The following is a 25,563-nucleotide window of genomic DNA, read 5'->3' on the forward strand; positions in this document are numbered from 1 at the left end:
CTTTACCACTTTCCGCCTTTTTAACTCTGTTTTCTAAAAAACGTGATCTGCATAGACATCAGAAACTTGCTCCAAAATCTCGCAAACATGTTCGTACGTTTCTGCAGTGACCATTTCAGCTCGGTATTGTTTGAAATTAGGCATACCACGGAAGTAATTGGTGTAATGTCTTCTCATTTCGAGAATACCTAATTTGTCTCCTTTCCACTGAACTGAAAAGTCTAAGTGTTTCTTTGCGACAGCTATTCTTTCTTCCAGACCAGGAGCAGCTAGTTTTTCGCCTGTGGCTAAGAAGTGCTTAATCTCATTGAAAATCCATGGGTAGCCGATCGATGCTCTTCCTATCATCATGCCATCGACGTTGTACTTGTTTTTATATTCCAGTGCCTTCTCAGGTGAGTCTATGTCCCCATTTCCAAAAACAGGAATATGTAAACGTGGATTTTCTTTCACCATATTCAGGTAGCTCCAATCTGCTTCGCCTTTATACATTTGAGCCCTGGTACGGGCGTGAATGCTGATGGCTTGAATTCCCACGTCTTGGAGACGCTCAGCCACTTCCACGATTCGGATGGTGTTATTGTCCCAGCCAAGGCGGGTTTTTACAGTCACCGGGATATTAACGGCTTTAACGATTTCGGCAGTCATGGAAACCATCTTGTCGATGTCCAAAAGAATCCCGGCACCAGCACCTTTGCATGCGACTTTGTTAACCGGGCAACCATAATTGATATCCAAAATGTCCGGCTGAGCTTCTTCTACTATAGCTGCAGCTTCACGCATGGAGTCAATCTCATTTCCGAAAATCTGAATACCAATTGGCTTCTCATAATCGAAAATATCGAGCTTGGCCACGCTTTTGGCAGCATCACGAATCAATCCCTCTGAGCTGATAAATTCTGTGTACATGAGGTCTGCACCATTCTCTTTGCATACTGCTCTGAACGGCGGATCACTGACATCTTCCATCGGTGCAAGCAACAATGGGAAGTCCCCTAACTCCAAGTTTCCTATCTTAACCACTTCTTATTTTAAATTTGCGCGTAAATTTACCTCAATTATGGAGATATACGAAACAGAATCAGAAATAGCCAAACGAAAGAGTTGGCTTTTGTCCTTGATAGTCATCGTTTTAGTAACGATAGGGGTTTTGATAGTTCTACAGGTAGTAGCGCTTGGAGTAGCTCCTTATCTCTTTAATATCACCATAGAAGAGATCATGGGCTTGATTACAGGAGATTATTCTCCACAAAACGGGCGAATGGCAATGTTTTTTGTGCAGGGTATTGGATCTGGAATTGGACTTTGGGTTGCTGCTTATGTTATTATGCATTTTATAGACAAAGCGGATCTTCACTGGGAAGTCCAATTTTCAAGATTTAATCTCGTAGGAGCAGGATTAGTTCTATTAGTTTGCTTGGCAGGGATGTTATTCAATACGTTATTAATCTATTTCAATTCTCAGCTTGTTTTGCCTGAATTTATGTCTGGAATAGAATCCTGGATGAGAGATATGGAAACCCAGACGATGGAGTTGACTAAGTTTCTTACCGATTTCCAGACGATTCCAGAATTGTTGACAGGTCTTGTAGTGATAGGTTTGCTAGCAGGAATTGGTGAAGAGATGTTTTTCAGGGGCCTGATTCAACCCAAGATGCATCTATATACTGGAAATGCTCATGCAGGTGTATGGGTAACGGCTTTTATTTTCTCCGCTATTCACCTTCAATTTTATGGTTTTCTGCCCCGATTATTTTTAGGTGGGATGTTTGGGTACCTTTATTACTATTCTGGAAGTCTTACCTATCCTATTATAGCCCATATTGCGAACAACTCGATCACCGTACTGATGGTCTATGCGGCAAATCAAGGCATGATAGATTTTGATTTGGAGTCCACAGACACAGTGTCTTATCCGGCTGCTTTAATTGGATTATTGGTTCTTTTGGCTGGAATCTTTTACTTTAAGAAAATAAATAAACCCAATGGAGAACTGGAACAAGGTATTTGAAAGCACAATGCAAGTAAGAGCGGAGATTGTGAAAGGAGTCTTGGAAGAGCATCAAATTCAAGCTGTAGTATTAAATAAAAAAGAGACTATTTATCAGATTTTCGGGAACTATGAAGTGCTAGTTCAGCAGAAAGATTTGATCATGGCGAATAACCTTATCCAGAATGAGATCACGTTTTAGTATCAATAACTACAGCAATCTGGGGCAGAGGGCCATCACGGGGTTGCTTGGAGCATTGGTCATAGTGGGAGGTTGTATCTATTCGGAATACACGTATTTCTTGGTTTTCGCGGGGATTCTCGGGTTTTCGCAAATGGAGTTCTATAAACTCAGTGGACTCGATGGGATGCTGCCTTTAAAAAGCTTTGGGACTTTTCTGGGCTTAATGATTTTCTGTCTCACCTTTTTGGTCGAGCAGGAGCATCTTTCGAGTAAATACTTCTTTCTGATCTTCCCTATCGTCTCTCTTACCTTTTTTATTAAGCTTTATCGCAAAACAGACAAAAAACCATTCACAGGCGTAGCATATACTTTTTTGGGTCTTTTCTATGTGGCAGTACCCTTTTCCCTTCTAAATCTTGCAGTATTTTCAGTAGAAGCCACTTATAATTATGAGATCATCATTGGGTGTTTGCTGATACTTTGGGCCAGTGACACTGGAGCCTATTTTGCGGGAACAAAATTTGGTAAGACTAAGTTATTCGAGCGAGTTTCACCAAAGAAGTCCTGGGAGGGATTTTTGGGAGGAGCTTTTTCAGCAATAGGAGTGGCATTTATCCTTACCAGATACTTTCACATAATTGAGGATTGGAAGTGGTTGGTGATTGCAGGAATAATCATCATCGCCGGGACCTATGGTGATCTGATTGAATCGCTTTTCAAGCGATCGATTGAGATCAAAGACTCCGGTAGAGGACTGCCTGGGCATGGAGGATTTATGGATCGTTTTGACGGATTGTTACTTTCGGCCCCATTTATTACGGCCTTTTTGAAAATATTCTAATTTGAACCCTTCTTGATTGAAAATCTGATTAATATTGCACCGCATTTGAATAACTAAATCAAACCCGAATATGGCTTACATTGAACCGGCTCCGATCAAGGATAAAGAGAATCCTCTGGAGTCAATGATGGAAAGATTCAACATTGCAGCTGAAAAGCTAGGCCTCTCAGACGAGGTGTACAATGTCCTGAAAAATCCAGCCAAACAAGTAATCGTTTCCCTTCCTATCACGATGGACAATGGAAAAATCCAGGTCTTTGAAGGTATCCGAGTAATTCACTCTAATATTCTTGGGCCAGCAAAAGGCGGTATTCGCTTCGCTCCAGATGTCCACATCGATGAAGTACGTGCACTGGCTGCTTGGATGACTTGGAAATGTGCTGTAGTGGATATACCATACGGTGGAGGTAAAGGTGGTGTAAGATGTAATCCTAGAGAAATGTCTAAGGGTGAAATTGAACGCCTTGTCAGAGCCTATACAATGGCTATGATTGATGTCTTTGGTCCAGATAAGGACATTCCTGCTCCGGACATGGGCACAGGCCCAAGAGAAATGGCCTGGCTTATGGATGAATATTCCAAAGCGAAAGGTATGACTGTAAGCTCAGTGGTGACAGGTAAGCCACTGGTACTTGGTGGATCTCTTGGAAGAACTGAAGCGACAGGACGTGGTGTAATGGTTTCTGCATTGGCAGCCATGCAAAAACTGAAGATTAATCCTTTCCAGGCAACTTGCGCAGTACAAGGTTTCGGAAACGTAGGGTCTTGGGCGGCTAGATTGTTGGAAGAAAGAGGATTAAAGATCGTTGCTATTTCTGATCATACTGGAGCTTTTTATAATGAAAAAGGTGTAAACATCGTAGAAGCCATCGAATATCGCGATGCGAATGGTGGTAATCTAGAAGGCTTCACTGGAGGAGAAAAAATGTTGGATCCTGCTGATCTGCTTACGTTGGATGTAGATGTGCTAGTACCAGCTGCAGTAGAAGATGTGATTACTATCCATAACGTGAATGACATCAAAGCTAAGCTGATCGTAGAAGGTGCAAACGGACCAACTTCGGCTAAAGCAGATGCCATCATCAATGAAAAAGGAATCATGGCTGTGCCTGATATCTTGGCAAATGCTGGTGGAGTGACCGTTTCTTACTTCGAATGGGTTCAAAATAGATTGGGCTATAAATGGACTGCCGACCGTGTAAATCGCCGTTCTGACAGAATCATGAAAGATGCCTTTGACACGGTTTATCAGACTTCCTTGAAGTATGAAGTGCCGATGAGAATTGCAGCTTATATCGTTGCTATTGATAAAGTTGCGAAGACCTATACATTCAGAGGAGGATTCTAAGCCTGTTCTATCGAAAGAATATTTTATCTTTGAGGCGTGGGGCAATCTCCACGCCTTTTAGTTTTGAAAATTATGACTATACACAGAGAAGGACGAGTTTTGTTATTTTGGTTGCTAATTATCTTAGTGGCTGGTAATTACCTGATCATCTATTTCATGCCGGATGCACGGGTACTTTCTAATGTTGCTGTTTTAGGAAGTATTGTGTTGTATCTGATTATTCTACAGTTTTTCAGAAGCCCTATTTTCAAGCTTCCATCTGATGAAAGCTTGGTTTATGCTCCTGTCGATGGGAAAGTAGTAGTGATTGAAGAAACTTTAGAAGATGAATACTTGAAAGAGAATCGCAGACAGATTTCGATTTTTATGTCTCCTATCAACGTGCATATTACAAGATCTCCTATTAAAGGAATCGTAGAGTTTTTTCAATATCACCCAGGAAAATACCTTGTCGCTTGGCATCCAAAGTCAAGTACTGAAAATGAGCGAACTTCTATGGTAGTGACCCATGAAAATGGTACAAAACTCATGGTTAGACAAGTTGCTGGAGCTTTGGCCAGAAGAATTAAATGGTACGTGAAGCCAGGCTCCGAATTAGCCTCAGGAGGAGAATTCGGTTTTATCAAATTCGGTTCAAGAGTAGATGTTTACCTGCCGCTAGATGCTGAAATTATGGTGGGATTAGAGGAAAAAACCAAAGGAGGCAGGACTCCAATTGCGAGATTGAAATAGTAATTCTGGGTGCAAAAGAAATTCCTACAATTTAGTTTGGGATTTTGTAGCGTTTAAAGGTTTTAGTTCGTAATGGATTTATGAAACAAATTTTTATGCCATGAGATACTTATCCTTACTTATTCTAGCTTGTTGTGCACTATCTTTATCTAGTTGCACTGATCCCGAAGAGCCAAAATCTCCTTTAATTGGAACTTGGGAAAACCGGAATTATTCAGATTCTTTAGATGTATGGTTTGTAGAAAGTTATTCCTTTCGGAATGACAGTCTTTTTGATGTCACTTCTTCTGTGAGAGAAACTGAAATTGGAGAGGAGTTAGGTTACAGAATGACTGCCACTTCTTGGTACAATTTCGAAGCTGATATTTTTCAATATTACTATTCAGACGCTTTGATTCATTTCGAAGGTGAGAATCAACCGTTTTATGTGCCCAAGCAGGATTTGAAACCAGGGATAGTGGATTTTTTCAGGATACCTACGGGCAAATTGACCTTTACCAGTGACTTGCGTCAATTTACTTTTCAGGAAGATTGTTGGAATGTAAACGATGATAATGACTGCATTGAATTCCCTGCCCAAACCTTTGTAAGGGTTGATTAAGCAGCTTTTTTGCTTTTGTACAGCCAATATCCCAATCCTAAAGTAGTGAGGAAAAAAATGGTAGTGGTCCACTCAAAAGTTCTTCGGGTGGAACGCATACTTTCTAGGGATTTGTCCCGCTCGGCTACAGCTCTTTTTAGCGCCTGTACATCTTTTTCTTGTTTGAAAGCAATGGCTTTGTAGTCTTCACTGGTTTGAGTAGCTGTGGTGGTTTCTATATCACCGATCATCCGGAGTTCATCCATGATCAAGTTATCTTTTGCGATGATCCGCTCCAGCCATTCATTCGTCTCAATCATGTCTTTCTTGGTGCGATTGCCAAAGATTCCAGATTTTTTACTTTCGGATTCTTTCCACTGTTGGGTAAGGGCATCCCGCTCTTGAACCATTTTCTCCAATTTGGCCTGACCCGCTTCGGTGAATTGTGGGGTGATGAAGTTTAAAAAGAATAGAACTAGTCCTAAAGTCATTTTTCTTGTGAATATAGATTGCTTACTCTAGCCATTTCTGGCTGAGTAGGAATTATTTTACTTCTAATATAAAGGAATGCAAAGAGCAACATACCAACGAAAAAGATCAAAGTTGAAGTTTGAAATTTCCATTGCTCTAATTCCTGTGAATAAATCTCATGATTTTTATGAGCAAGCTGACTTTTCAATTTTTGAATGTGTTTCTCCTGCGAGACTGCAATCGCTTGGAAGTTTCCGTTTGCTTCCTCTTGTTCAGCACTACTGATTAATTCTAAGTTCATGGCATCCATAGCTCCCGTGAGTTCTTGACTTTGCGGAGCTTTTGGAATCATATTTTCAGAAAGTCTGGCGCTATAGGTCGTAGCGTAGATTTGAAGGGGTAAAAGAAATAGCCAAGTAAAAATTGCAGTTTTCATAGCAGTTAATTTAAGGTTGGTGGTTTTTCTTTCTTCCTATCCAAACTGCATTCCAATCCGCTCTTTTTATTTCTTCCAGCCTCGCGTCATTTCTTTTTTGCCTGGAGGTCCTGGCAAGTTCTCCACTTCCAATCCCAATTCTTTCAGGTCTCTTCTTAGCTGCCCGGTCGCGCAGTAGGTAGTGAATATTCCTCCGGGGTTGATGGAGTTGCAAACTTTACTCAATGCCTCTTTTTTCCACATTTCAGGCTGTTTACTAGGTGCAAAAGCGTCATAGAACACGACATCTGTGGGGTAAAGGACCACTTCATCCAGGGTGGTTTTTTCTTTTTTCATGTTGAAATATTCAGACATGATTACTCCTTTGTCCCAATCCGCTTTATGCAATCGCTGTAAATAAGGCTTGTAATGAAAAATGGCATCGTCCATATCTCCATAGTTTAGCTGGGAATAAATATCCTCAGTTAGTGGAAATGGCTCAATGCTATGATAAAGTACCGGGATCTGATTTTGCTCCGCCCAAACTAGAGTCAGCCAGGCATTCAGACCGGTGCCAAAACCAACCTCAAAAATGCGAAGTGGCTTTTTCTTGGGGTTTTCAATCACCCATGAGTCTAATCCATAGAGCATAAAGACATGGATTGATTCTTTGAATGCACCGTGAAAGCTGTGATATGTTTCTTTTAACTCCTCGTTGTAAAGCGAGTGAGAGCCATCTTCTGTAGTGATGATTTTTAAGTTGCCAATCATACCGAATAGATTAATGCTGAACAGTAAGCGGATACACCTTCTTGCCTGCCGACAAATCCAAGTTTCTCAGTGGTGGTAGCTTTGATAGAAATGTCATTTTCTGAGACATTCATCACTTCAGCCAAGCAGCTTTTCATAGCAGGTATGTGCGGATTGACTTTTGGAAGCTGAAGGCAAATGGTGATGTCTAAGTTGCCAACTTCATATCCGGAATCCCGCAGAAGAACCATCACTTCTTTTAGTAAGATTTTGCTGTCAATGCCTTTGAATTTTGGGTCCTGATCGGAAAAATGATAGCCAATGTCACGCAGATTTGCGGCTCCTAAAAGTGCGTCACAGATCACATGAATCAGTACATCAGCATCGGAATGTCCGACGGCGCCTTTCTCATGTTCTAATTTGATACCTCCCAGCCAGAAATCATATCCTTCTTTTAGCTGGTGGACATCGTAGCCGAAACCTATTCTGAATTTGTTCATGCAGGTACAGATTTATAATATAAGACAGAGGAGTTTTCTTCACGGATTAGGCGATTTGCCCAAGTGATGATTTCATCTCCCTTTATGTTGGATTTATTTTCGAATTCCTCGTAATAGAGGTCTGGATTTCCCAGCTGTGCATAATTTGCCAGATTCATGGCTCGATTGAGCACTTGGATGGATTCGTAGGTTTTCATTGCTTCACCTTGGTTTTTTACTTTCTGAAGTGAATGATCTGAGATTTCAGAAGTAAGAAAGCTAGAAACAACTGCATCCAAGGCTTGCTCAGCTTCTTCTGCAGAAACACCTGACTCCATTTTTCCCGAGAAAATTAACAACCCTGGGTCCACTGATCCTAAAATGTAGGCTCCCACGGAAGCAAATAACTTCCCGTTCTTCACCAAAGTTTGTTCCAGCAAGGAAGACTTGCCAAAGCCAATGATGTCTGTAATCAAATCAGCCTCAAGGTATCCTTCAGCTAATTTTGCAGGCATTTTATATGCTTTGTATAGTGCATCTGTGGGCACAGTAGCTTCTACCACTTTTGTCTTTTTGGTAAGTTGAGCTGGTTCTACTGGGATTTGATGAGCTGGCTCTGATAGGTTTGGAATTGGTTCAAACCATTTTTTCGCCAATCGTTCTACTTCGGCTTGAGTCACTGCGCCAGCTACAACTAAGACGGCATTATCAGGACGATAATTTGCCTGGTAAAATGCCCAAACGTCCTCTTGGGTGTAGTTGATTATATCTTCTAAATTCTGACCTATTGTAGGCCAGCGGTAAGGATGCGTGTCGTAAGCGAGGTCACGCAAATGGTGAAAAACATCCCCATAAGGCTGATTGAGGTAGCGCTGCTTGTATTCCTCCATCACTACTTTTCGCTGCGTCTCGATCGTTTTCTTACTCAGTGTTAATTGCAGCATACGATCAGATTCCAGCCAAAAGGCGGTTTCCAGATTGGCGGCAGGAATAGTAATGTAATAATTCGTGATATCGGGACTGGTGAAAGCATTGCATGCTCCGCCCACACGCTCCAATTCACGGTCAAAAACCGGGACATTCGCAGAACTTCCAAACATCAAATGCTCGAAGAAATGAGCAAGACCGGTTTTGCCGGGCTTTTCATTTCGGGATCCGACTTTATAAAGTAGGTTGAAAACGGCGATTTTACTGCCGTGATCTTCGTGGACGATCACTTCCAGTCCGTTTTCTAAGAAAAATCTTGTGTAGGGTAGCATAATTGTAGCTTGCAAAGCTAAGATAATTGGCAATTCTGGCTAATCAGGAAGGCGTATTTTAAATAAACCTTCCTGCTAAAACATCAGTTTAACCAGAAACAATCTCATTAGTGTAAGCATTCCTTATTTTTTCGAAAAAAAAACGAACTTTGGAATGATTGCCTAAGTTAGTTTTCCAAAATAACCCTCAGCTCAATTCCCTTATGAAAAAACATTGCGTAGAACTCCACCAAACCGGACAGTTTTCACGATTTTTTTTGGATTATATCGAGGGGAAAAAGGAGCTTGAGCCATTTTACAGTCATGCTCCAAAATTGGAGAGTTTCAAAAACGCGATAGAGCAGAAGACTTTTTCCGCAGAACATCGAAAAGGGCTAGTAGATGCGCTTCATAGCCAGTATGCCAATCAGGAAGTGAGTTATGCTGTTTCTTCAAACATTGAAGCTTTAGCATCTGAGCGGACATTCACGGTGACGACGGGACATCAACTTAATCTTTTTACGGGTCCACTTTACTTTATTTACAAAATCGTTTCCACGATAAACTTGGCTAAGAAACTAGCTAAAACCTATCCTGACTATAAGTTTGTGCCCGTTTACTGGATGGCGACCGAAGATCATGATTTTGACGAAATCAATTACTTCAAGCTAGATGGAAAGAAGTATCAGTGGAATTCTGAGCAGACTGGCGCTGTCGGTGATTTTGAATTGGATAAAACTTTCAAAGAGTTTCTAAAGTCTGTTTCTTTTGCACCAGAGGTGTTTTTGGATGCCTATGCTTCTTCTAAGACGCTCTCTGAGGCAGCTAGAAAGTATGTCAATTCACTCTTTGGAGAAGAAGGTTTGCTGGTGGTAGATGGGGATGATGCGAAGTTGAAGCGAGAGTTTACTGAAGTGATACTTTCCGACTTATTTGAGCATAAGCCATTCGAAAAGGCAACTGAAGCTACTGATGCGCTCGAAGAATTGGGTTATAGCAGTCAGATTTTTCCCCGAGAAGTGAATTTCTTTTATTTGGATAAAGGTGTTCGTGAGCGGATTGAAAAGATGGAATCTGGCTTTGGTGTAGTGAATACTGAGTTGCGATTCACCGAGCAGGAAATGAAAGCTTTGATAGAAAAGCATCCAGAGCGTTTCAGTCCAAATGTGGTGTTGCGTCCATTATATCAAGAAGTGATTTTACCGAATTTGGCTTATTTGGGAGGGCCAGCAGAAGTGGTTTATTGGCTGCAATTGAAAGGAGTTTTTGATCATTTTGAGGTTCCTTTTCCAGTTCTTTTGCCACGTAATTTTGCTTTGATTCTAAACGAAAAGGTGCAGCGGAAAATGGAGCAGTTGAATTGGAGTTTTGAAGACCTATTTGTAGATCTGGAGCATTGGAAAAAGACCTTTGTAAAAGCTGAGGCTAGTATGGATATCGAGTTAAAAAAGCAAAAGGAAGTGATTTCTGCCCTTTTTGATACTAAGGGAAAAGAGGCTGCTCATTTGGAGAAAACCTTGGAAAATGCCTTTGAAGCTGGTAAGGTTCGGTCCTTAAAGATTATAGATCAGATGGCGACAAAGCTTCGGAAGGCTGAAGAGCGCAGACTAAACACCCAAATTGAGCGTGCCTGTTGTATTCAGGAGCTAGTGAAGCCGGGTGGAAGTCCTCAGGAGCGGGTAGTTAATATGATGCAGTTTTATTTGAGCAACCCAGAGTTGATTTCTGAACTGCTGGATTGCTTTGATCCATTAGATTTTAGAATGATGGTTTTGTCAGATGAGTCTAGATAAGCATCAATTAAGGACTTATTACAAGGAGCTTCGAGCTTCTTTGTCAGAAGAAGAAATAGAGCAAAAATCCCTTCAGATCAAAGGCAATGTGATTTCTTTTTTGAATGGAAGAAAAGGTCTCAACCATTTTCATTTATTTTTTCCAATCCCAAAACATCGAGAAGTAAATACCTTTCCCATTAAAGCGTATTTAGAAGAAAATGGCGCCGCCGTTTATACGTCAAGGGTTGATCCTAAATCATTGCAGCTAAAAACGTTGCGTTTGAAGCCAAATACTAAGTTTCAATTTGATAAGTGGGGGATTCCTGTACCAGAGGAGTTTGATCTGGTGTCAAATGATCTGATTCAAGTAGTCTTTATTCCCTTATTAGCCTATGATCAAAAGGGTAATAGAATTGGCTTTGGTAAGGGTTATTATGATGCTTTTTTGGCAGGATTGGATCCTTCCGTACTTAAGGTGGGGCTGAGTTTTTTTGCTCCGGAGCTAAGTATTCTTCCAGAGCTTCATGATATACCTTTAGATTATTGCATTACGGCAGAAAAAATTATTACTTTTTGATCCTGAAATAACAGACTACTCTATGCGATTTACACTTCTCGTGCTTTTTATTACGGTTCCCATGTTTTTTTTATCCGTGAATGAATCCAATGCTCAGCTTGCAGATTACAATACCATGGTAGGAGTAGTAGGTGGAACTAACATTGGTGGTACGGTAAAGCAATTCATTTCTTACAATGGCGCTGTTGATCTGTTAGTTTACAGAAGATGGAAAGGGTGGGTGGCAGCGGCACTATATGAGCACCATCTGGATATTAGGGAAATCCGCGGACTGGAATGGTATTTTGGAGGTGGGGCTCACTACGGAATCTGGAAAGACGGCAAAGGTGAGCCTCCCTGGGTTTATAAGATTGATCAGGATTACAATGTTTTCGGAGTGGATGCAATCACAGGTTTAGAATACAATATCAATCAGAGTAATTTTTTTGTAGGGCTTTATTGGAAGCCCGCCTACAACTTCACCGACTTCACTAAGTTTTGGGAAGATGAAGCTGCATTTACGTTGCGGTATTCATTGTAGGATCTAGTTCGATTACCAAAGTTTGAGACTTCTGATTCTAGAAGGTGAAATGGGTTTTAGTCCATATTTTGGTCGATATTCTTTTTTTTTTCGGATTGGTTTTGAGCAAAGGGCTATAGTGATGAAATAGGGCAAAAGAGGCGCTGCTTTTTTCTTTACTCTGTTTTATTCCGCTCATTATCATTATATTAAAATCTGATTTTTGATTTATGTTCCTTTTTAAAACTACACTTTTATGAAAGAGTCATCCGATATTTCCAAACCTTTTCAGCCGTTTAAATCTATTGGAGTCTGTTTTAGCGGCGGAGGATAATGAGCAACAGCTTTCATTATGCGATTATGTACATTCAAGTATATGAAGAGGTTGTTTGGCTTGATTTTTATTCGATTTGAGGTAAACATAAATCAAACATTTGCGAAAGCAAATAAGCAATTTTTTATTGTAGGATTAAGAGCTTAGCTTTGGGTTCTTCTTCAAAAATTAACAATGGATAAGTTTTCTTATATCGCTAATGCTCACGTGTCTTATATAGATGAGCTATACTCTTCTTACAAGAGTGACCCAGAATCAATCGACCCTAGCTGGAAAGAGTTTTTCGATGGCTTTGACTTTGCACTGACCAATTACGGTGAGGAAGACAATGCTGCTGCATCGAATGGGAAAGCCGCCGCTCCGGCGAAAAATGGAGCTTTGGCCACTCCAGGCACCATTATGGACATGGAGCAATTGCCTAAGGAAATAAAGGTAAGGGCATTGATTCATGCCTATAGATCCAGAGCTCATTTGAGATCTAAGACCAATCCTGTAAGAGAGCGAAGAGATAGAAAAGCTTTGATTGACCCTCAGGACTTTGGATTGGGGCAGGAAGATATGAATACAGAATTCCAAGCTGGAAATGAAATCGGCATTGGAACAGCTAAGTTTTCCAAAATTTTAGAATCCCTAAAGTCCATTTATGAAGGATCTGTAGGATTTGAATACTTGTACATCCGTGATCCGGAGATGCTGGATTGGTTTAAAACTAAGGTAGAAAAAGATGCCTTGGCATTTAATCCTACTCATGAAGAGAAAAAGCGTATCCTTTCGAAGCTTAACCAAGCGGTAGTTTTCGAAAACTTTTTGCATACCAAATACCTCGGGCAAAAGCGTTTTTCACTGGAAGGTGGAGAAAGCACTATCCCGTTCTTGGATGCAGTTATTAATACTTCCTCTCAATTAGGAGTAAAAGAGGTGATGATTGGAATGGCTCACCGTGGACGTTTGAACGTGTTGGCAAATATCATGGGTAAAACCTATGAGCAGATTTTCTCGGAATTTGAAGGAACTGCCAAGCCTGACTTAACCATGGGCGATGGTGATGTGAAATATCACATGGGGTACTCTAGTGATATCGTTACTCACTCAGAAAACAAAGTTCATTTGAAATTGGCTCCGAATCCATCTCACTTGGAGGCTGTAGATCCGGTGGTAGAAGGTTTCCTTCGTGCCAAAATCGACTCAGAATATAAAGGAGATGTGACAAAAGCACTTCCTATTTTGATACATGGTGATGCTGCTGTGGCTGGACAAGGAATCGTCTATGAGGTAACGCAGATGGAAAGCCTTAAAGGATATAACACCGGAGGTACCATACACTTTGTGATCAATAATCAGGTGGGCTTTACCACTGATTTTGATGATGCCCGTTCCTCGATTTATTGTACTGACGTGGCTAAAATCATCGACGCACCAGTTATTCACGTGAATGGTGACAATGCTGAATCAGTTGTTTTTGCTGCTAAACTAGCTGCGGAATTCAGACAGAAATTCAGTCGCGATATTTTTGTGGACATGGTTTGCTACAGACGTCATGGCCACAACGAATCTGACGAACCTAAATTCACCCAACCTGAACTTTACAATATCATTTCGAAGCATCCGAATCCAAGAGAGATCTACGTAAAGCGATTGGCAGAACGTGGAGATGTGGAGGCAAAGTTAGCTTCGCAAATGGATGAGGAATTCAGACAATTACTTCAGGATCGCTTGAATCTAGTGAAGGAAAAACCACTTCCTTATCAAGCTACGCGTTTTGAGCAGGAGTGGAGCAATCTGAGAAGATCCAAGCCGGAAGATTTTGATCAGTCTCCACAGACTGGTGTAACTCAGGAGCAAATAGAAAAAGTAGCTGAAGCGCTGACAGTAATTCCTAAAGGATTTAAGCCTCTTAAGCAGATCGAGGTGCAGTTGAAGCAACGTAAGGATATGTTCTTCCAGTCTAAATCATTGAACTGGGCCGCGGCAGAATTGCTTGCCTATGGTTCATTGACTTTGGAAGGAAAGACAGTCCGATTGACAGGTCAGGATGTACAAAGAGGTACATTCTCTCATCGTCATGCAGTTCTCCATGATGCGAATACCAATAAAGCCTACAATTCCTTAAAGGAAATGAAGGATAGGAAAGGTGAGTTTTACATTTATAACTCTCTTCTTTCTGAATACGCTGTGTTGGGCTTTGAATATGGCTATGCGATGGCAAATCCACATTCCCTGACTATCTGGGAAGCACAATTTGGTGATTTTGCCAACGGTGCTCAAACCATGATTGACCAATTTATCACTTCTGGGGAATCAAAGTGGCAGAAAATGAACGGGTTGGTAATGCTTCTTCCCCACGGATATGAAGGTCAAGGCCCTGAGCACTCCAATGCCCGTCCGGAAAGATTCCTTCAGCTTGCTGCTGAATACAACACTATTGTGGCTAACGTAACTGAGCCGTCAAACTTCTTCCACTTGTTGAGAAGACAGCTGGCTTGGGAATTCAGAAAGCCATGTATTGTGATGTCTCCAAAGTCTTTGCTTAGACATCCAAAAGTAGTTTCTCCACTTTCTGAATTCACTTCTGGTTCATTCAGAGAAGTTCTTCCAGATACTACAGTGAATGCTAAAGATGTGAAGCGAGTTGTGCTTTGCTCCGGCAAAATCTACTACGACTTAGAAGAAGCTCGTGAGAAAGAGAAAGTGAAAGATGTAGCGATTGTGCGAATCGAGCAATTACACCCTCTTCCTAAAAAGCAAATGCTAGATGTTTTGGCAGGCTATCCAGAAGCTGAGGTTGTCTGGGTTCAGGAAGAGCCATCTAACATGGGTTATTGGAATTATATCTTGAGATTACTTTATAAAGAAATCCCGATGGATATTATCGCTAGAAAGGCCAGTGCTTCACCTGCTACGGGTTATAACAAAGTGCACGTAGAAGAGCAGAAAAACATTGTTGCTCAAGCACTTAAATTGAAATAATTACAGCTCTTTTTATAAAGACATCCAAAATAATCGTATCATTTTGTTCCTCTCTTTTTGACTACAAAAGAGAAAAAAAGAAAAACTTATGAGCAAAGAAATTAAAGTCCCAGCGGTAGGAGAATCCATTACGGAAGTAACTATCGGTCAATGGTTTAAAAAAGATGGGGAAGAAGTTCAAATGGACGAAGTCCTATGTGAACTGGAATCTGATAAAGCCACTTTTGAATTGCCGGCAGAAGCTGCGGGCGTGCTTAGAATCAAAGCCCAAGAAGGTGATGTTCTGGAAATCGGAGCTGTAATCTGTGAAATCGATGAAACTGGAACTCCAGGTAAATCAGAACCAGCCGCTGATGCTGCACCGAAAGCTGAAGAAAAGTCTTCGGGAGCCAAAACTACCGGAGAAGTGAAAGAAATGGTTGTGCCTACCGTAGGTGAGTCCATCACCGAGGTGACCTTGGCAAACTGGATCAAATCAGATGGAGATTATGTGAAGTTGGATGAAATCATCGCTGAGGTAGATTCTGATAAAGCTACGTTTGAATTGCCAGCTGAGGCATCAGGAATCCTTCGTCATGTGGCACAAGAAGGTGATGTGCTTGAGATTGGCGGAATGATCTGTAAAATCGAAGTGACAGAAGGCGAACCTGCTGCAGCAGCTAGTTCTGAATCTTCTTCTGAATCAGCTCCTGCGGCTGCATCAGGAAATACAAACTATGCTACAGGACATGCATCTCCAGCGGCTTCCAAGATTTTAGCAGAAAAAGGAGTTTCTCCTGAGTCTGTGAAAGGAACTGGAAAAGACGGTAGAATTACCAAAGAAGATGCTCAATCTGCTCAAAAAGCTACTCCCGCAAAAGCAGAAAGCAAATCCGTTGCCCCTGCCGCTCCTGCACCAGTTGCAGGTTCAAGAGATGAGCGTAGAGAGAAAATGTCTTCTTTGAGAAAAACAGTTGCAAAGAGATTGGTGTCTGTGAAAAATGAGACGGCGATGTTGACCACATTCAATGAGGTGAATATGAAGCCTATCATGGATTTGAGATCTAAATTCAAAGAGCAATTCAAAGAAAAGCACGGTGTAGGACTTGGGTTCATGTCCTTCTTCACCAAAGCGGTTTGCGTAGCGCTTCAAGAATGGCCTGCTGTAAATGCTAAAATTGATGGAAACGAAATCGTTTATAACGATTACTGCGATATTTCCATCGCTGTTTCTGCTCCAAAAGGACTTGTTGTTCCAGTTATCAGAAATGCTGAAACGCTAAGCTTTGATCAGGTAGAAAAAGAAGTAGTTAGACTGGCTACTAAGGCTAGAGATGGCAAACTTTCTATCGAGGAAATGACTGGTGGCACATTCACTTTGACCAACGGAGGTATCTTCGGCTCAATGATGTCAACTCCTATCATCAATGCTCCACAATCTGCGATTCTAGGTATGCATAACATCGTTCAGCGCCCTATGGCTGTGAATGGTGAGGTGGTTATCCTTCCGATGATGTACTTGGCTCTTTCTTATGATCACAGAATCATCGATGGACGGGAGTCAGTTAGCTTCCTCGTTCGAGTAAAAGAATTGCTTGAAGACCCGACAAGATTGTTGTTTGGAGTTTAAGTATTTACGATTTCTGATATACGATTTACGAGGGGCAGAGAAACTTATGGCTCCATTTTAACAAGTCTTGGATCTTGATTCTAGACTCTAAAATCTAAAAAATAATGTACGACGTAATAGTTATAGGTTCTGGTCCGGGTGGATATGTTGCAGCGATTCGCTGTGCACAACTTGGGCTGAAAACGGCCATTGTTGAAAAATACCCAACGTTGGGAGGTACTTGCCTGAATGTTGGCTGTATCCCATCCAAAGCATTATTGGATTCATCCGAGCATTTCCATAATGCTGCTCATACTTTCGAAACTCACGGCATCAAACTGAGTAATTTGAAAGTTGACTTGAAGCAAATGATCACCCGAAAGAACGACGTGGTGAAGCAGAATACAGATGGGATTGATTACCTGATGAAGAAGAACAAAATAGAAGTTCATCAAGGAGTTGGCTCTTTCGTAGATAAGACTACTGTGAAAGTGACCAAAGATGATGGATCTTCTTCAGACATTCAAGGTAAAAACATCATCATCGCTACTGGTTCAAAGCCATCTACTTTGCCTTTTATCAAGCTGGACAAAGATCGTGTGATTACTTCTACAGAAGCATTGAACCTGAAAGAAATCCCTAAACATCTGGTGGTCATCGGAGGTGGTGTGATCGGATTGGAACTGGGCTCTGTGTATGCCAGAATGGGGGCAAAGGTTTCTGTGATCGAATTCATGGATTCATTGATTCCTACCATGGATCGTACCATGGGAAAAGAACTTCAGAAGTCTTTGAAGAAAATCGGTTTCGAGTTTTTCTTGAAGCATAAAGTGACTGCTGTAGAAAGCAAAGGCAAAGAAGTAACTGTAAAAGCAGAAAATCCAAAAGGCGAAACGGTAGAAGTAAAAGGCGATTATGTGCTGGTTTCTATCGGTAGAAGACCATATACTGATGGCTTGAATGCTGAAGCTGCCGGTGTTAAAATTACAGACCGAGGTCAGGTGGAAGTAAATGATCACCTGCAAACCAACGTTCCGAATATCTATGCAATCGGCGATGTGGTGAAAGGCGCTATGCTAGCTCACAAGGCTGAAGAAGAAGGTGTATTTGTCGCCGAGACTATTTTGGGACAAAAACCACATATCAATTACAACCTGATTCCGGGTGTGGTTTATACTTGGCCAGAAGTGGCAGCGGTAGGTTATACCGAGGAGCAATTGAAGGAAAAAGGCATCAAATATAAAGCTGGTAAATTCCCGTTCATGGCTTCTGGCCGTGCCAGAGCATCCATGGATACAGATGGTTTGGTGAAAGTCCTGGCAGATGCTGAGACCGACGAAATTCTAGGTGTGCACATGATTGGTCCTAGAACGGCTGATATGATTGCTGAAGCAGTTGTAGCGATGGAGTACCGCGCATCTGCTGAAGATATTGCTAGGATGTCTCATGCGCACCCGACTTACACAGAGGCTTTCAAAGAAGCATGTCTGGCAGCTACAGACAATCGAGCTCTACATATATAAAAAATTAGTACCCTTGCTGATTAAAGCCATTCGGAGAGATTCGAATGGCTTTTTCTTTGGTCAAATTTTTGGTTTAATTAGCGTATGAAGTTTAAAATTGCCCTAATCGGTGCTGGAAATGTCGCTTGGCATTTGGCCCCTGCCTTAGAAGATGCTGGCCATGTGATCACCGAAGTCTATGCGCGTACTTTGAAAAGTGCGGAGACTATTACGGATCGTGTTTATGCAGGAGAACCCAAAGATGATCTTGATTTTTCGGCGAGCGAGGCGGAGATTTTCATTTTGGCAGTAAAAGATTCTGCAATTTTGGATGTGGCAGATGAGATTATTTTACCCGAAGATTCAATTCTGGTTCATACTTCAGGATCAGTAGGTTTGGATATTTTAAATTATAGCTCAGCGACTTATACCGGCATATTCTATCCCTTGCAATCTTTTACAAAAGGACGGAAAATCGAATTTGACGAAGTACCGTTTTTATTGGAATCAGATGATGAAGAGACATTACAAAAGCTGAAGAAGTTGGCGAAAAGTCTTTCTCCTCTGACTTATACAGTGCGATCTAAGGATAGAAAAGCCATGCATATTGCAGCGGTTTTTGCCAGCAACTTTTCCAATCATATGATAAGAATTGCTGAGGAGGTAATGCATAGACAAGGTTTGGATTTTGAAATGCTCAAGCCACTGATCATTGAGACGATTTCAAAAAGTCTTCAAATGGGCGCTAAAGCAGCTCAAACTGGCCCTGCTATTCGGGAGGATTATGAAACCCTGGAAGATCATCATCGATTCTTGAATTACAATGAAGGAATCGCCGAAATCTACCGACTAGTCTCCCAAGATATAATTGATAGTTAATTAGTGGCTCCATGTGCCAAACTTCCCAGCTTGGTAATCAGCGTATGCTTCTTGGATCTGTTTAGTAGTGTTCATTACGAATGGACCTTGAGCGACCATTGGCTCATTGAATGGTAAAGCATGACCTAAAATCAAAATTGAATCTTCGGTAGCTTCTACACTAATGGTTGTTTCATTATTTTCAAACTCCACTAAATTCCTGAAATTGATTTCTTCTCCATTCACGTTCAGACTGCCTCGCACAATATAGAAGAATACACTTTCATCCTTCGGAATTGATTGTTCAAATTTCCCGTCTTTTTCTAAATAGATAGTACTCATTGTAATTGGGAAATTGCCTTTGAATGCACCTTCATTGGCTCCCCAATCTCCGAATAGCTGCTGTACTTTTACTTTACCTCCATCGATTTCAAAAGTTGGAATTTCTTCTTTTTGCAAGCCTACATAGCTTGGCTTCATCATTTTTTTATCCGCAGGAAGGTTTAGCCATAGCTGAAGGATTTCAAGGTCACCACCATCTATCTTGAATTTATCACTACTGACTTCAGCATGGATCAATCCACTTCCGGCAGTCATATATTGTACGCCTCCTGGACCGATTACAGATCCATGTCCAGATGAGTCCTTGTGCATGATATCTCCTTCCAAAATAAAGGTAACTGTCTCCATTCCTCTATGTGGATGTGGGCCGAAAGGCAATCCTTGGTTGGGAGAGGGATAAGTTTGAAAGCCGTGATGATTTAGAAAAATGAATGGATCTAAATGGTCTAATGACCGAGTTGGCATTGGACTGTATGTCACTAAATCGGCTATAGGTCTGTATTCCGCTTTATGTATTCTCTTGATTGATCTCATGATTTTTACAATTAATGTATATACATGTAATGGTTTTTGAAGAGATATAATTCACTTAATTCGAGATTATTTTGGTATATCCTTTAGCCTAAGTTCGAAGAGGTCAGTTCGTCTATCCTTCAGGTTTCTCACACTTCCAAACTGATTTAACTCCCTCAGCAAAGAGAGGTCAACATCGGCTATCAAAGTCATTTCATTGTTTGGCGTAGCTTCAGCTTTGATGCCGTTACTTGGAAAAGGGAAATCGCAGGGAGTGATTACCATGGATTGTGCGTATTGCATGTCCATGTTATGAACTTTAGGCAAATTGCCCACACTACCAGCCATAGCCACATAGCATTCGTTTTCTATAGCCCTAGCCATAGCGCAGTTGCGCACTCGGGAATACCCGTTTTGCGTATCAGTTAAAAATGGTATAAACAGAATGTCCATTCCTTCGTCAGCTAGGATCCTGCTCAGCTCTGGGAATTCAGCATCATAACAGATTAAAATTCCAATTTTGCCACAGTCCGTATCAAAGGCTTTCAGCATGCTTCCGCCTTGCATTCCCCAGACTTTGGCTTCCAATGGCGTAATATGAAGCTTCTCATAAGTCTCTATAGATCCGTCTCTTTTGCAGAGATAGCCTACATTATAGAGCTTGTCATTTTTGATCTTCGGCATGGAGCCGGTGATGATGTTGATATTGTAGGAAACAGATAGCTGCGCAAATCGCTTGACAATCTCGTCAGTATATTTTGCCAATCCACGAACTGCCTGCGCTTCACTTAGGTGATTGAACTCCGCCATCAGCGGCGCATTGAAAAGCTCAGGGAAAAGCGCAAAATCCGAGCGATATCCGGAAACAGCATCGATGAAGTACTCTGCCTGTTGCATCAACTCATCCAAATTGTCATACAAACGCATTTGCCATTGGATCAGCCCAAGACGAACGATGGTCTTGTTGGTGGAGGCTTTCTTGTTCGGCTTTTCATAAAAAATATTCTTCCATTCCAAAAGCACCGCGAACTCACTGGAAGCGGCATCGCCTTCTAGGTAGTTCTTCATGATCCTAGCTGGGTGGAAGTCATTTGCTAATTGAAAATTCAAAACTGGGTCATAGATTTCCTTCAGCTTTACTTTTTCCAAATATTCCTTTGGCCCCATCTGATCTGCGTACTTGTGGTAATTGGGTATTCTTCCTCCAAATACAATTCCTTTCAGGTTTAACTTTTCGCAAAGCTCCTTACGATAATCATATAGCCTTCTGCCAAGTCTCAATCCACGGAATTCCGGTTTGATAAAGACATCAATGCCATAAAGCATGTCTCCGTCGTCGTTGTGGTTTTCGAAAGTAAAGTTGGTGGTAATGTCCTTATAAGTATGTTCACCTTCCAGATCAGCGTCACTGACAATGATAGAAAGTGCACATCCAGCTAGCTGGTCATTTATTTTGATGACCACCTGACCTTCTGGAAATTTAGAAATCAGGGTTTCAATTTGACTTTCTGCCCAAAAAGATCCAGGCATACTTCTGTAAGCTTCGATCATGGCGGCCTTGAAATCGCCGTAGTCTGAAGGTTGCAGATAAGATAAGGATATGTTTTCTACTTGAGTATTGTCCATGGGGAAAGCGTGAAATTTCGTTGATTTGAATAAACGTATGAAGTTAAAACAATGTCGTTTAAGATATACAGAATGCATTCAACCAAAAAATCCTTTCCAGTTCGGAAAGGATTTAAGGTTTTATTAAGAGCTGGTTATTTAAGCCAGGCAAGCTTTACTTCTTCTGGAGCTTTCATCCGGTCTGCTAACCGCATATATCTGTCTGATAGCCTTACTAAGTAATCTTGGGCTTTTGATGCTACGTCATTGAGTCCAGTTAAACTTTCAATTTTCCAAAGTCCCACTAAATGTTCGATGATTCGGGCATAATCCCAACCTGTGTATATTCCAACTTTCTGGGTGATTGCTGAGAATTGAGTGAATAAGGAAGGATTTGAACCGCCTTCTCCCATCAATACCGCAGGCATCACGATCTGCTTTCTCATTAGTTTTTCAAAAGCGATAATTGCTCCATTAGGATCAATGTCAAAGATGGCAGACATAAAGCTTTTGTATGCTTTTTCATGTCTAGCTTCATCACCGGCAATTTGCTTACAGATTCTACCCAAAACAGGGTCTCCTGCGATATCCGCTAGTTTTCCGGTGTTCACATGTGAAACCTTGGTTGCTCTTTCCTGAAAGGAGGTATAAACGATGGCTTGGTAAGGATCTCCACCCGTGTTGGCATCAAAACCATTCATCAGAAGCCTGTGGATAGTTTGCTCTACAGCTTTCATATCCACTCTTCCTGTCATGTAGAGGTACTTATTAAGCAAGTCTCCATGGCGGTTTTCCTCTGCAGTCCAAGATTTACTCCACCTCACCCATCCGGATGGCGACAGCAGTGAACGTTCTGGATTAATTCCTTCCAGCAAGTTGAAATAGGTCTGATAACTTGGAAGGGCTTCCTCGGTAATCATATTGCCTACAAGTGAAGTCAAAACTGTATCAGGTATCCCCTCAGATCTTTGTTGCAAAAGCTTTACTTGGTCATGAATATCGGGATCGCCAAAATCAGGTAGAAAATCAGAGGGTTGCCAGCACTTGTCTGGGTCAACCAGAATATTATCTACTGCTTCGCCAACGAGCCCATCCAATTGGGAAATGACCTCTATGTTTTTTTCTAGTTCGTAATCTATTTCTCCTGATTTCATCATGGATAAATTTATGTCCGAATTATCATTAACTCGGTACGGTTTTGAATTAGGACAAATTTACTCACAAATGGACAAATTTCAGATAGATTGTCTCTATCTATGATCTGCATTTTTACAAGTTGCCTGCTTACAGCAGGTTAGGTCAAATAACCATGATTTTTATCATGAAATTTGACAAGAGCTAGTAAGGAATGCCCTATTTGGGTTTAAATTCTTTGAATCGCTTACTTATTAAGATAAGGAAAATATTGTAGTCCAAGTTCACTTAACGAAAAAAAGCCTTCGTGTGAAGGCTTTTAACTAATTAGAAAACAGATAAACTTTTAGTAGTCCAATTTGTATGCGACTACTTTGTTCTTGAAGAAAGTAGGCACTAAAACGATATTATCTCCTGGTATAAATCCTATGTCAGCGGTATTGGATGAAGCATCTTTTGTGTCCAAAAGTAAGGTTTCGGTACCTTCAGCATTGATGAAATATACCTCTCCAGCCCATCTAGAGGCGACGTAATTTCCATCTCCAAGGATGACTAGTCCATCACCTCCGGTGACTGTCTCGTTTAGGATGGTGGAGCTACCGTCTGTCTGAAGTGTTTTAAATCCTGACTTGTCCAATCCGTAGAGTGTTCCATCTGTACCAATGGCAATTCCATTGATAGATTCGTGTCCTTCTGTAACAGAGGATATCATGCCTGCATCTAGCATATGCACCTTTCCGGTATTCATATCTGTGAAATATACCTTACCATCAAAAGTCGCTAAATCGTTAAGAAACTGTCCGCCCTCTACCGGGTATTTGTTGGAGATTTCACCTGACTCCAAGTTTATTTCGACCAATTGATCAATGTCAGTTACATAAAGATTTCCATTGGCTATACCCATACCTTTGGGTGCATTTAGACCAGTTACCCAGTCTTGAGATACTATATTTCCCTCTTTGTCGATGATGGAAATGGATCCTTTGCCATCCTTTTCTGTAGGCTGTCCTTCGATATTGGAAACATAAATTTTCCCAGAAGCTGCATCATATAGGACAGATTCATTTGTAGTTAAGGTTGAATCAGTTTCCCAGATTTTGGTTAGGGTGGGAGTTTTTACTTCTTTCACAATTACTTCCTCCGAGGAAGTTTCTTCCGATTTTTGAGGATTGCACTGAGCAAATAACAAGGTAGTTGACAGTCCGAACAAAAGGGACTTTGCGTTAATTTTCATAAGCTGTAATTATTAGTTGTAAAAGGTTGGGTTATAAGTATGCGGAGATACTTCTTCGTAAATTTTTCTTAGAAAGTTATCGGAAGAATATTCATCTCCTATTTTTTATAAAGTTCTAAATTTATTACTGAATAGTAAAATCCCGTGTAAGACATTTATTTGAATCAGGGGTTTCTGGTGTTTATACTTTCAGCTTATTTTCTGTCAAACTAGGATTCTTGGGTGAAAAATTCTTTTTGTTCGCCAATAAATTTAGCATTTCTGCCTTTAATGGATTAATTCAAGCTCTCAATTAAAATCTAATTATCTTTCCTACTATACTAACCCACCAACTTATGAGAAAATATTTAAGCTTAGCATTATTAGCTAGTATCGCTTTTGCCTGCTCACCCAAAGAAAAAGTAGAGACGGAGGTTGATTATACTCAAATGTCTGATGAAGAGCGTTTGGAAGTGGCTAAAAAAATGGCCCATGAAACCATCATGGTCGATGGACATGTGGATCTTCCTTATCGTATGAAGGTAGGAGGTTTTACGCTTCAGCGAGAAATTCTGGACGTTTCGGTTCGTACCCCTGATGGAAATTTTGATTTTCCTAGATCCAAAGAAGGAGGACTTGATGCTCCTTTTATGTCGATTTATATTCCTGCAGGTTTACAGCAAACCCCGGGTTCTTCCAAAGCCTTGGCGGATTCCTTGATCTTGATGACTGAGCGCTTGGCAGAGACTTTTCCGGAAAAGTTTGCTATGGCATATAGTCCGGCTGATATAGAAAAGAATTTTGCCGAAGGCAAAGTGTCCCTACCTATGGGCATGGAAAATGGATCGGCGCTGGAAGATGATATTTCCAATGTGGAATATTTTCACGGACGTGGAATTCGTTACATCACATTGACTCACGGTAAAGCCAATTTGATCGGAGACAGTAGCTACGACACCGTAAGGCTATATAATGGTCTTAGTGAGTACGGTGAGCAAGTTGTGACGGAGATGAACAGAGTAGGAATTATGGTGGATGTGTCGCACGTGTCAGATGAGACCTTTAAGGATGCCCTGGCGATTACCAAAGTGCCTGCGATAGCTTCTCATTCCTCAGTTAGAGCCTTTACGCCCGGCTTTGAGAGAAATATGAATGATGAATTGATACAGGCACTTGCCAAAAACGGTGGAGTAATGATGATCAATTTTGGTGGGACTTTTATAGATTCAGCTTATGCCGCAGGAGCAGATAAGGTGCGTGAGCATTTCGTAAATTACCTAGCTGAAAACAATCTTTCTAGAAGAGATTCTGCCGCTCAAGCTTATATCGCTGAATATACCGCTGCGAATAATCCATTTCCGACCGTTCAACGAGTTGCAGATCATATTGACTATGTGAAAAATCTGGTGGGAATTGATTATGTGGGGTTGGGATCTGATTTTGACGGGGTGGGAGATTCTCTGCCTACAGGATTGAAAGATGTGTCCATGTATCCAAATCTGATCGCTGAGCTTTTGAAAAGAGGGTATTCTCAGGAAGAGATCGAAAAAATCTGTTATAAAAATGTATTCAGAGTTTGGCAGGCGGTGGAAGATTATGCCGCGAGTCAGTCCTAATTACTATTGATC

General features: G+C 41.1%; 24 protein-coding genes. 14 read left to right on the forward strand and 10 right to left on the reverse strand.

The window, feature by feature from the left end:
• Positions 1-33: 33 nt before the first annotated feature.
• Positions 34-1,023, reverse strand: coding sequence for a tRNA dihydrouridine synthase DusB (gene dusB, locus BM386_RS15490; RefSeq protein WP_091695960.1), 990 nt, complete (start codon positions 1,021-1,023; stop codon positions 34-36).
• A gap of 37 nt (positions 1,024-1,060) precedes the next feature.
• On the opposite strand from dusB, the gene BM386_RS15495 reads away from it, so the two are divergent.
• The 6 genes from BM386_RS15495 to BM386_RS15520 all read left to right on the forward strand — a co-directional run bounded on the left by BM386_RS15495 (position 1,061) and on the right by BM386_RS15520 (position 5,696).
• Entirely contained in the window at positions 1,061-2,011 is a 951-nt protein-coding gene (locus tag BM386_RS15495; RefSeq protein ID WP_091695962.1) for a CPBP family intramembrane glutamic endopeptidase, read from the forward strand.
• Positions 1,986-2,192, forward strand: a complete 207-nt coding sequence (locus BM386_RS15500) for a putative signal transducing protein (RefSeq protein WP_091695964.1) — start codon at positions 1,986-1,988, stop codon at positions 2,190-2,192. The genes BM386_RS15495 and BM386_RS15500 overlap by 26 nt, the downstream gene beginning before the upstream one ends.
• Positions 2,176-3,015 carry a phosphatidate cytidylyltransferase gene (locus tag BM386_RS15505; RefSeq protein WP_091695965.1) on the forward strand — a complete coding sequence of 280 codons (840 nt, stop codon included), beginning with the start codon at positions 2,176-2,178 and terminating at the stop codon, positions 3,013-3,015. Before BM386_RS15500 ends, BM386_RS15505 begins: the two co-directional genes overlap by 17 nt.
• Before the next feature lie 70 nt (positions 3,016-3,085).
• Complete coding sequence (locus tag BM386_RS15510) at positions 3,086-4,363, forward strand: Glu/Leu/Phe/Val family dehydrogenase (RefSeq protein WP_091695967.1); 1,278 nt, start codon at positions 3,086-3,088, stop codon at positions 4,361-4,363.
• 72 nt (positions 4,364-4,435) lie between these two features.
• Entirely contained in the window at positions 4,436-5,095 is a 660-nt protein-coding gene (locus BM386_RS15515; protein WP_091695969.1) for a phosphatidylserine decarboxylase family protein, read from the forward strand.
• A 100-nt stretch (positions 5,096-5,195) separates the two neighbouring features.
• Positions 5,196-5,696: a hypothetical protein gene (locus tag BM386_RS15520; protein ID WP_091695971.1), complete on the forward strand. Its 501-nt coding sequence runs from the start codon at positions 5,196-5,198 to the stop codon at positions 5,694-5,696.
• Here BM386_RS15520 and BM386_RS15525 read toward each other — a convergent pair.
• From BM386_RS15525 to BM386_RS15545, 5 genes are all read right to left on the reverse strand, one after another.
• Positions 5,693-6,166: a Clp protease ClpB gene (locus BM386_RS15525; RefSeq protein WP_091695972.1), complete on the reverse strand. Its 474-nt coding sequence runs from the start codon at positions 6,164-6,166 to the stop codon at positions 5,693-5,695. The two genes, BM386_RS15520 and BM386_RS15525, sit on opposite strands and share 4 nt — an antisense overlap.
• Positions 6,163-6,582, reverse strand: coding sequence for a hypothetical protein (locus BM386_RS15530; protein ID WP_091695974.1), 420 nt, complete (start codon positions 6,580-6,582; stop codon positions 6,163-6,165). Before BM386_RS15530 ends, BM386_RS15525 begins: the two co-directional genes overlap by 4 nt.
• Positions 6,583-6,648: 66 nt before the next feature.
• A complete protein-coding gene (gene mnmC2, locus BM386_RS15535; protein WP_091695976.1) occupies positions 6,649-7,332 on the reverse strand; it encodes a tRNA (5-methylaminomethyl-2-thiouridine)(34)-methyltransferase MnmC2 in 684 nt (227 codons plus the stop codon).
• A complete protein-coding gene (ispF, locus tag BM386_RS15540; protein ID WP_091695977.1) occupies positions 7,329-7,811 on the reverse strand; it encodes a 2-C-methyl-D-erythritol 2,4-cyclodiphosphate synthase in 483 nt (160 codons plus the stop codon). The genes mnmC2 and ispF overlap by 4 nt, the downstream gene beginning before the upstream one ends.
• A complete protein-coding gene (locus BM386_RS15545; RefSeq protein WP_091695979.1) occupies positions 7,808-9,049 on the reverse strand; it encodes a M16 family metallopeptidase in 1,242 nt (413 codons plus the stop codon). The genes ispF and BM386_RS15545 overlap by 4 nt, the downstream gene beginning before the upstream one ends.
• Positions 9,050-9,252: 203 nt before the next feature.
• On the opposite strand from BM386_RS15545, the gene bshC reads away from it, so the two are divergent.
• The 7 genes from bshC (at position 9,253) to BM386_RS15580 (ending at position 19,149) form a co-directional block, all read left to right on the forward strand.
• Entirely contained in the window at positions 9,253-10,821 is a 1,569-nt protein-coding gene (bshC, locus tag BM386_RS15550; RefSeq protein ID WP_091695981.1) for a bacillithiol biosynthesis cysteine-adding enzyme BshC, read from the forward strand.
• A complete protein-coding gene (locus BM386_RS15555) occupies positions 10,808-11,380 on the forward strand; it encodes a 5-formyltetrahydrofolate cyclo-ligase (RefSeq protein WP_091695982.1) in 573 nt (190 codons plus the stop codon). The genes bshC and BM386_RS15555 overlap by 14 nt, the downstream gene beginning before the upstream one ends.
• 22 nt (positions 11,381-11,402) lie before the next feature.
• A complete protein-coding gene (locus tag BM386_RS15560; RefSeq protein ID WP_139235932.1) occupies positions 11,403-11,900 on the forward strand; it encodes a hypothetical protein in 498 nt (165 codons plus the stop codon).
• Positions 11,901-12,387: 487 nt separating this feature from the next.
• Entirely contained in the window at positions 12,388-15,180 is a 2,793-nt protein-coding gene (locus BM386_RS15565) for a 2-oxoglutarate dehydrogenase E1 component (RefSeq protein ID WP_091695985.1), read from the forward strand.
• Between the two features lie 88 nt (positions 15,181-15,268).
• On the forward strand, positions 15,269-16,789 hold the full coding sequence (gene odhB, locus BM386_RS15570) for a 2-oxoglutarate dehydrogenase complex dihydrolipoyllysine-residue succinyltransferase (RefSeq protein ID WP_091695987.1): 1,521 nt from the start codon (positions 15,269-15,271) through the stop codon (positions 16,787-16,789).
• A gap of 104 nt (positions 16,790-16,893) precedes the next feature.
• On the forward strand, positions 16,894-18,291 hold the full coding sequence (gene lpdA, locus BM386_RS15575) for a dihydrolipoyl dehydrogenase (RefSeq protein ID WP_091695989.1): 1,398 nt from the start codon (positions 16,894-16,896) through the stop codon (positions 18,289-18,291).
• 84 nt (positions 18,292-18,375) lie between these two features.
• On the forward strand, positions 18,376-19,149 hold the full coding sequence (locus tag BM386_RS15580; RefSeq protein WP_091695991.1) for a Rossmann-like and DUF2520 domain-containing protein: 774 nt from the start codon (positions 18,376-18,378) through the stop codon (positions 19,147-19,149).
• On the opposite strand, the gene BM386_RS15585 is transcribed toward BM386_RS15580, so the two are convergent.
• From BM386_RS15585 to BM386_RS15600, 4 genes are all read right to left on the reverse strand, one after another.
• Positions 19,150-20,004 (reverse strand): pirin family protein, encoded by an 855-nt coding sequence (locus tag BM386_RS15585; RefSeq protein WP_091695993.1) that lies wholly within the window; start codon positions 20,002-20,004, stop codon positions 19,150-19,152. It lies immediately after the preceding gene.
• Positions 20,005-20,070: 66 nt separating this feature from the next.
• The gene (locus BM386_RS15590; RefSeq protein WP_091695994.1) at positions 20,071-21,609 is read right to left on the reverse strand and encodes a carbon-nitrogen hydrolase family protein; all 1,539 of its coding nucleotides are present in this window, start codon (positions 21,607-21,609) and stop codon (positions 20,071-20,073) included.
• A 134-nt stretch (positions 21,610-21,743) separates the two neighbouring features.
• Positions 21,744-22,745, reverse strand: a complete 1,002-nt coding sequence (locus BM386_RS15595) for an acyl-ACP desaturase (protein ID WP_091695996.1) — start codon at positions 22,743-22,745, stop codon at positions 21,744-21,746.
• A gap of 323 nt (positions 22,746-23,068) precedes the next feature.
• On the reverse strand, positions 23,069-23,956 hold the full coding sequence (locus BM386_RS15600) for an SMP-30/gluconolactonase/LRE family protein (protein WP_091695997.1): 888 nt from the start codon (positions 23,954-23,956) through the stop codon (positions 23,069-23,071).
• A gap of 335 nt (positions 23,957-24,291) precedes the next feature.
• Between BM386_RS15600 and BM386_RS15605 the strand changes: the two genes are divergently transcribed.
• Positions 24,292-25,551, forward strand: coding sequence for a dipeptidase (locus BM386_RS15605; RefSeq protein ID WP_091695999.1), 1,260 nt, complete (start codon positions 24,292-24,294; stop codon positions 25,549-25,551).
• Positions 25,552-25,563: the final 12 nt, after the last annotated feature.

The sequence above is a fragment of the Algoriphagus locisalis genome, assembly GCF_900116615.1.
Lineage (GTDB): Bacteria > Bacteroidota > Bacteroidia > Cytophagales > Cyclobacteriaceae > Algoriphagus > Algoriphagus locisalis.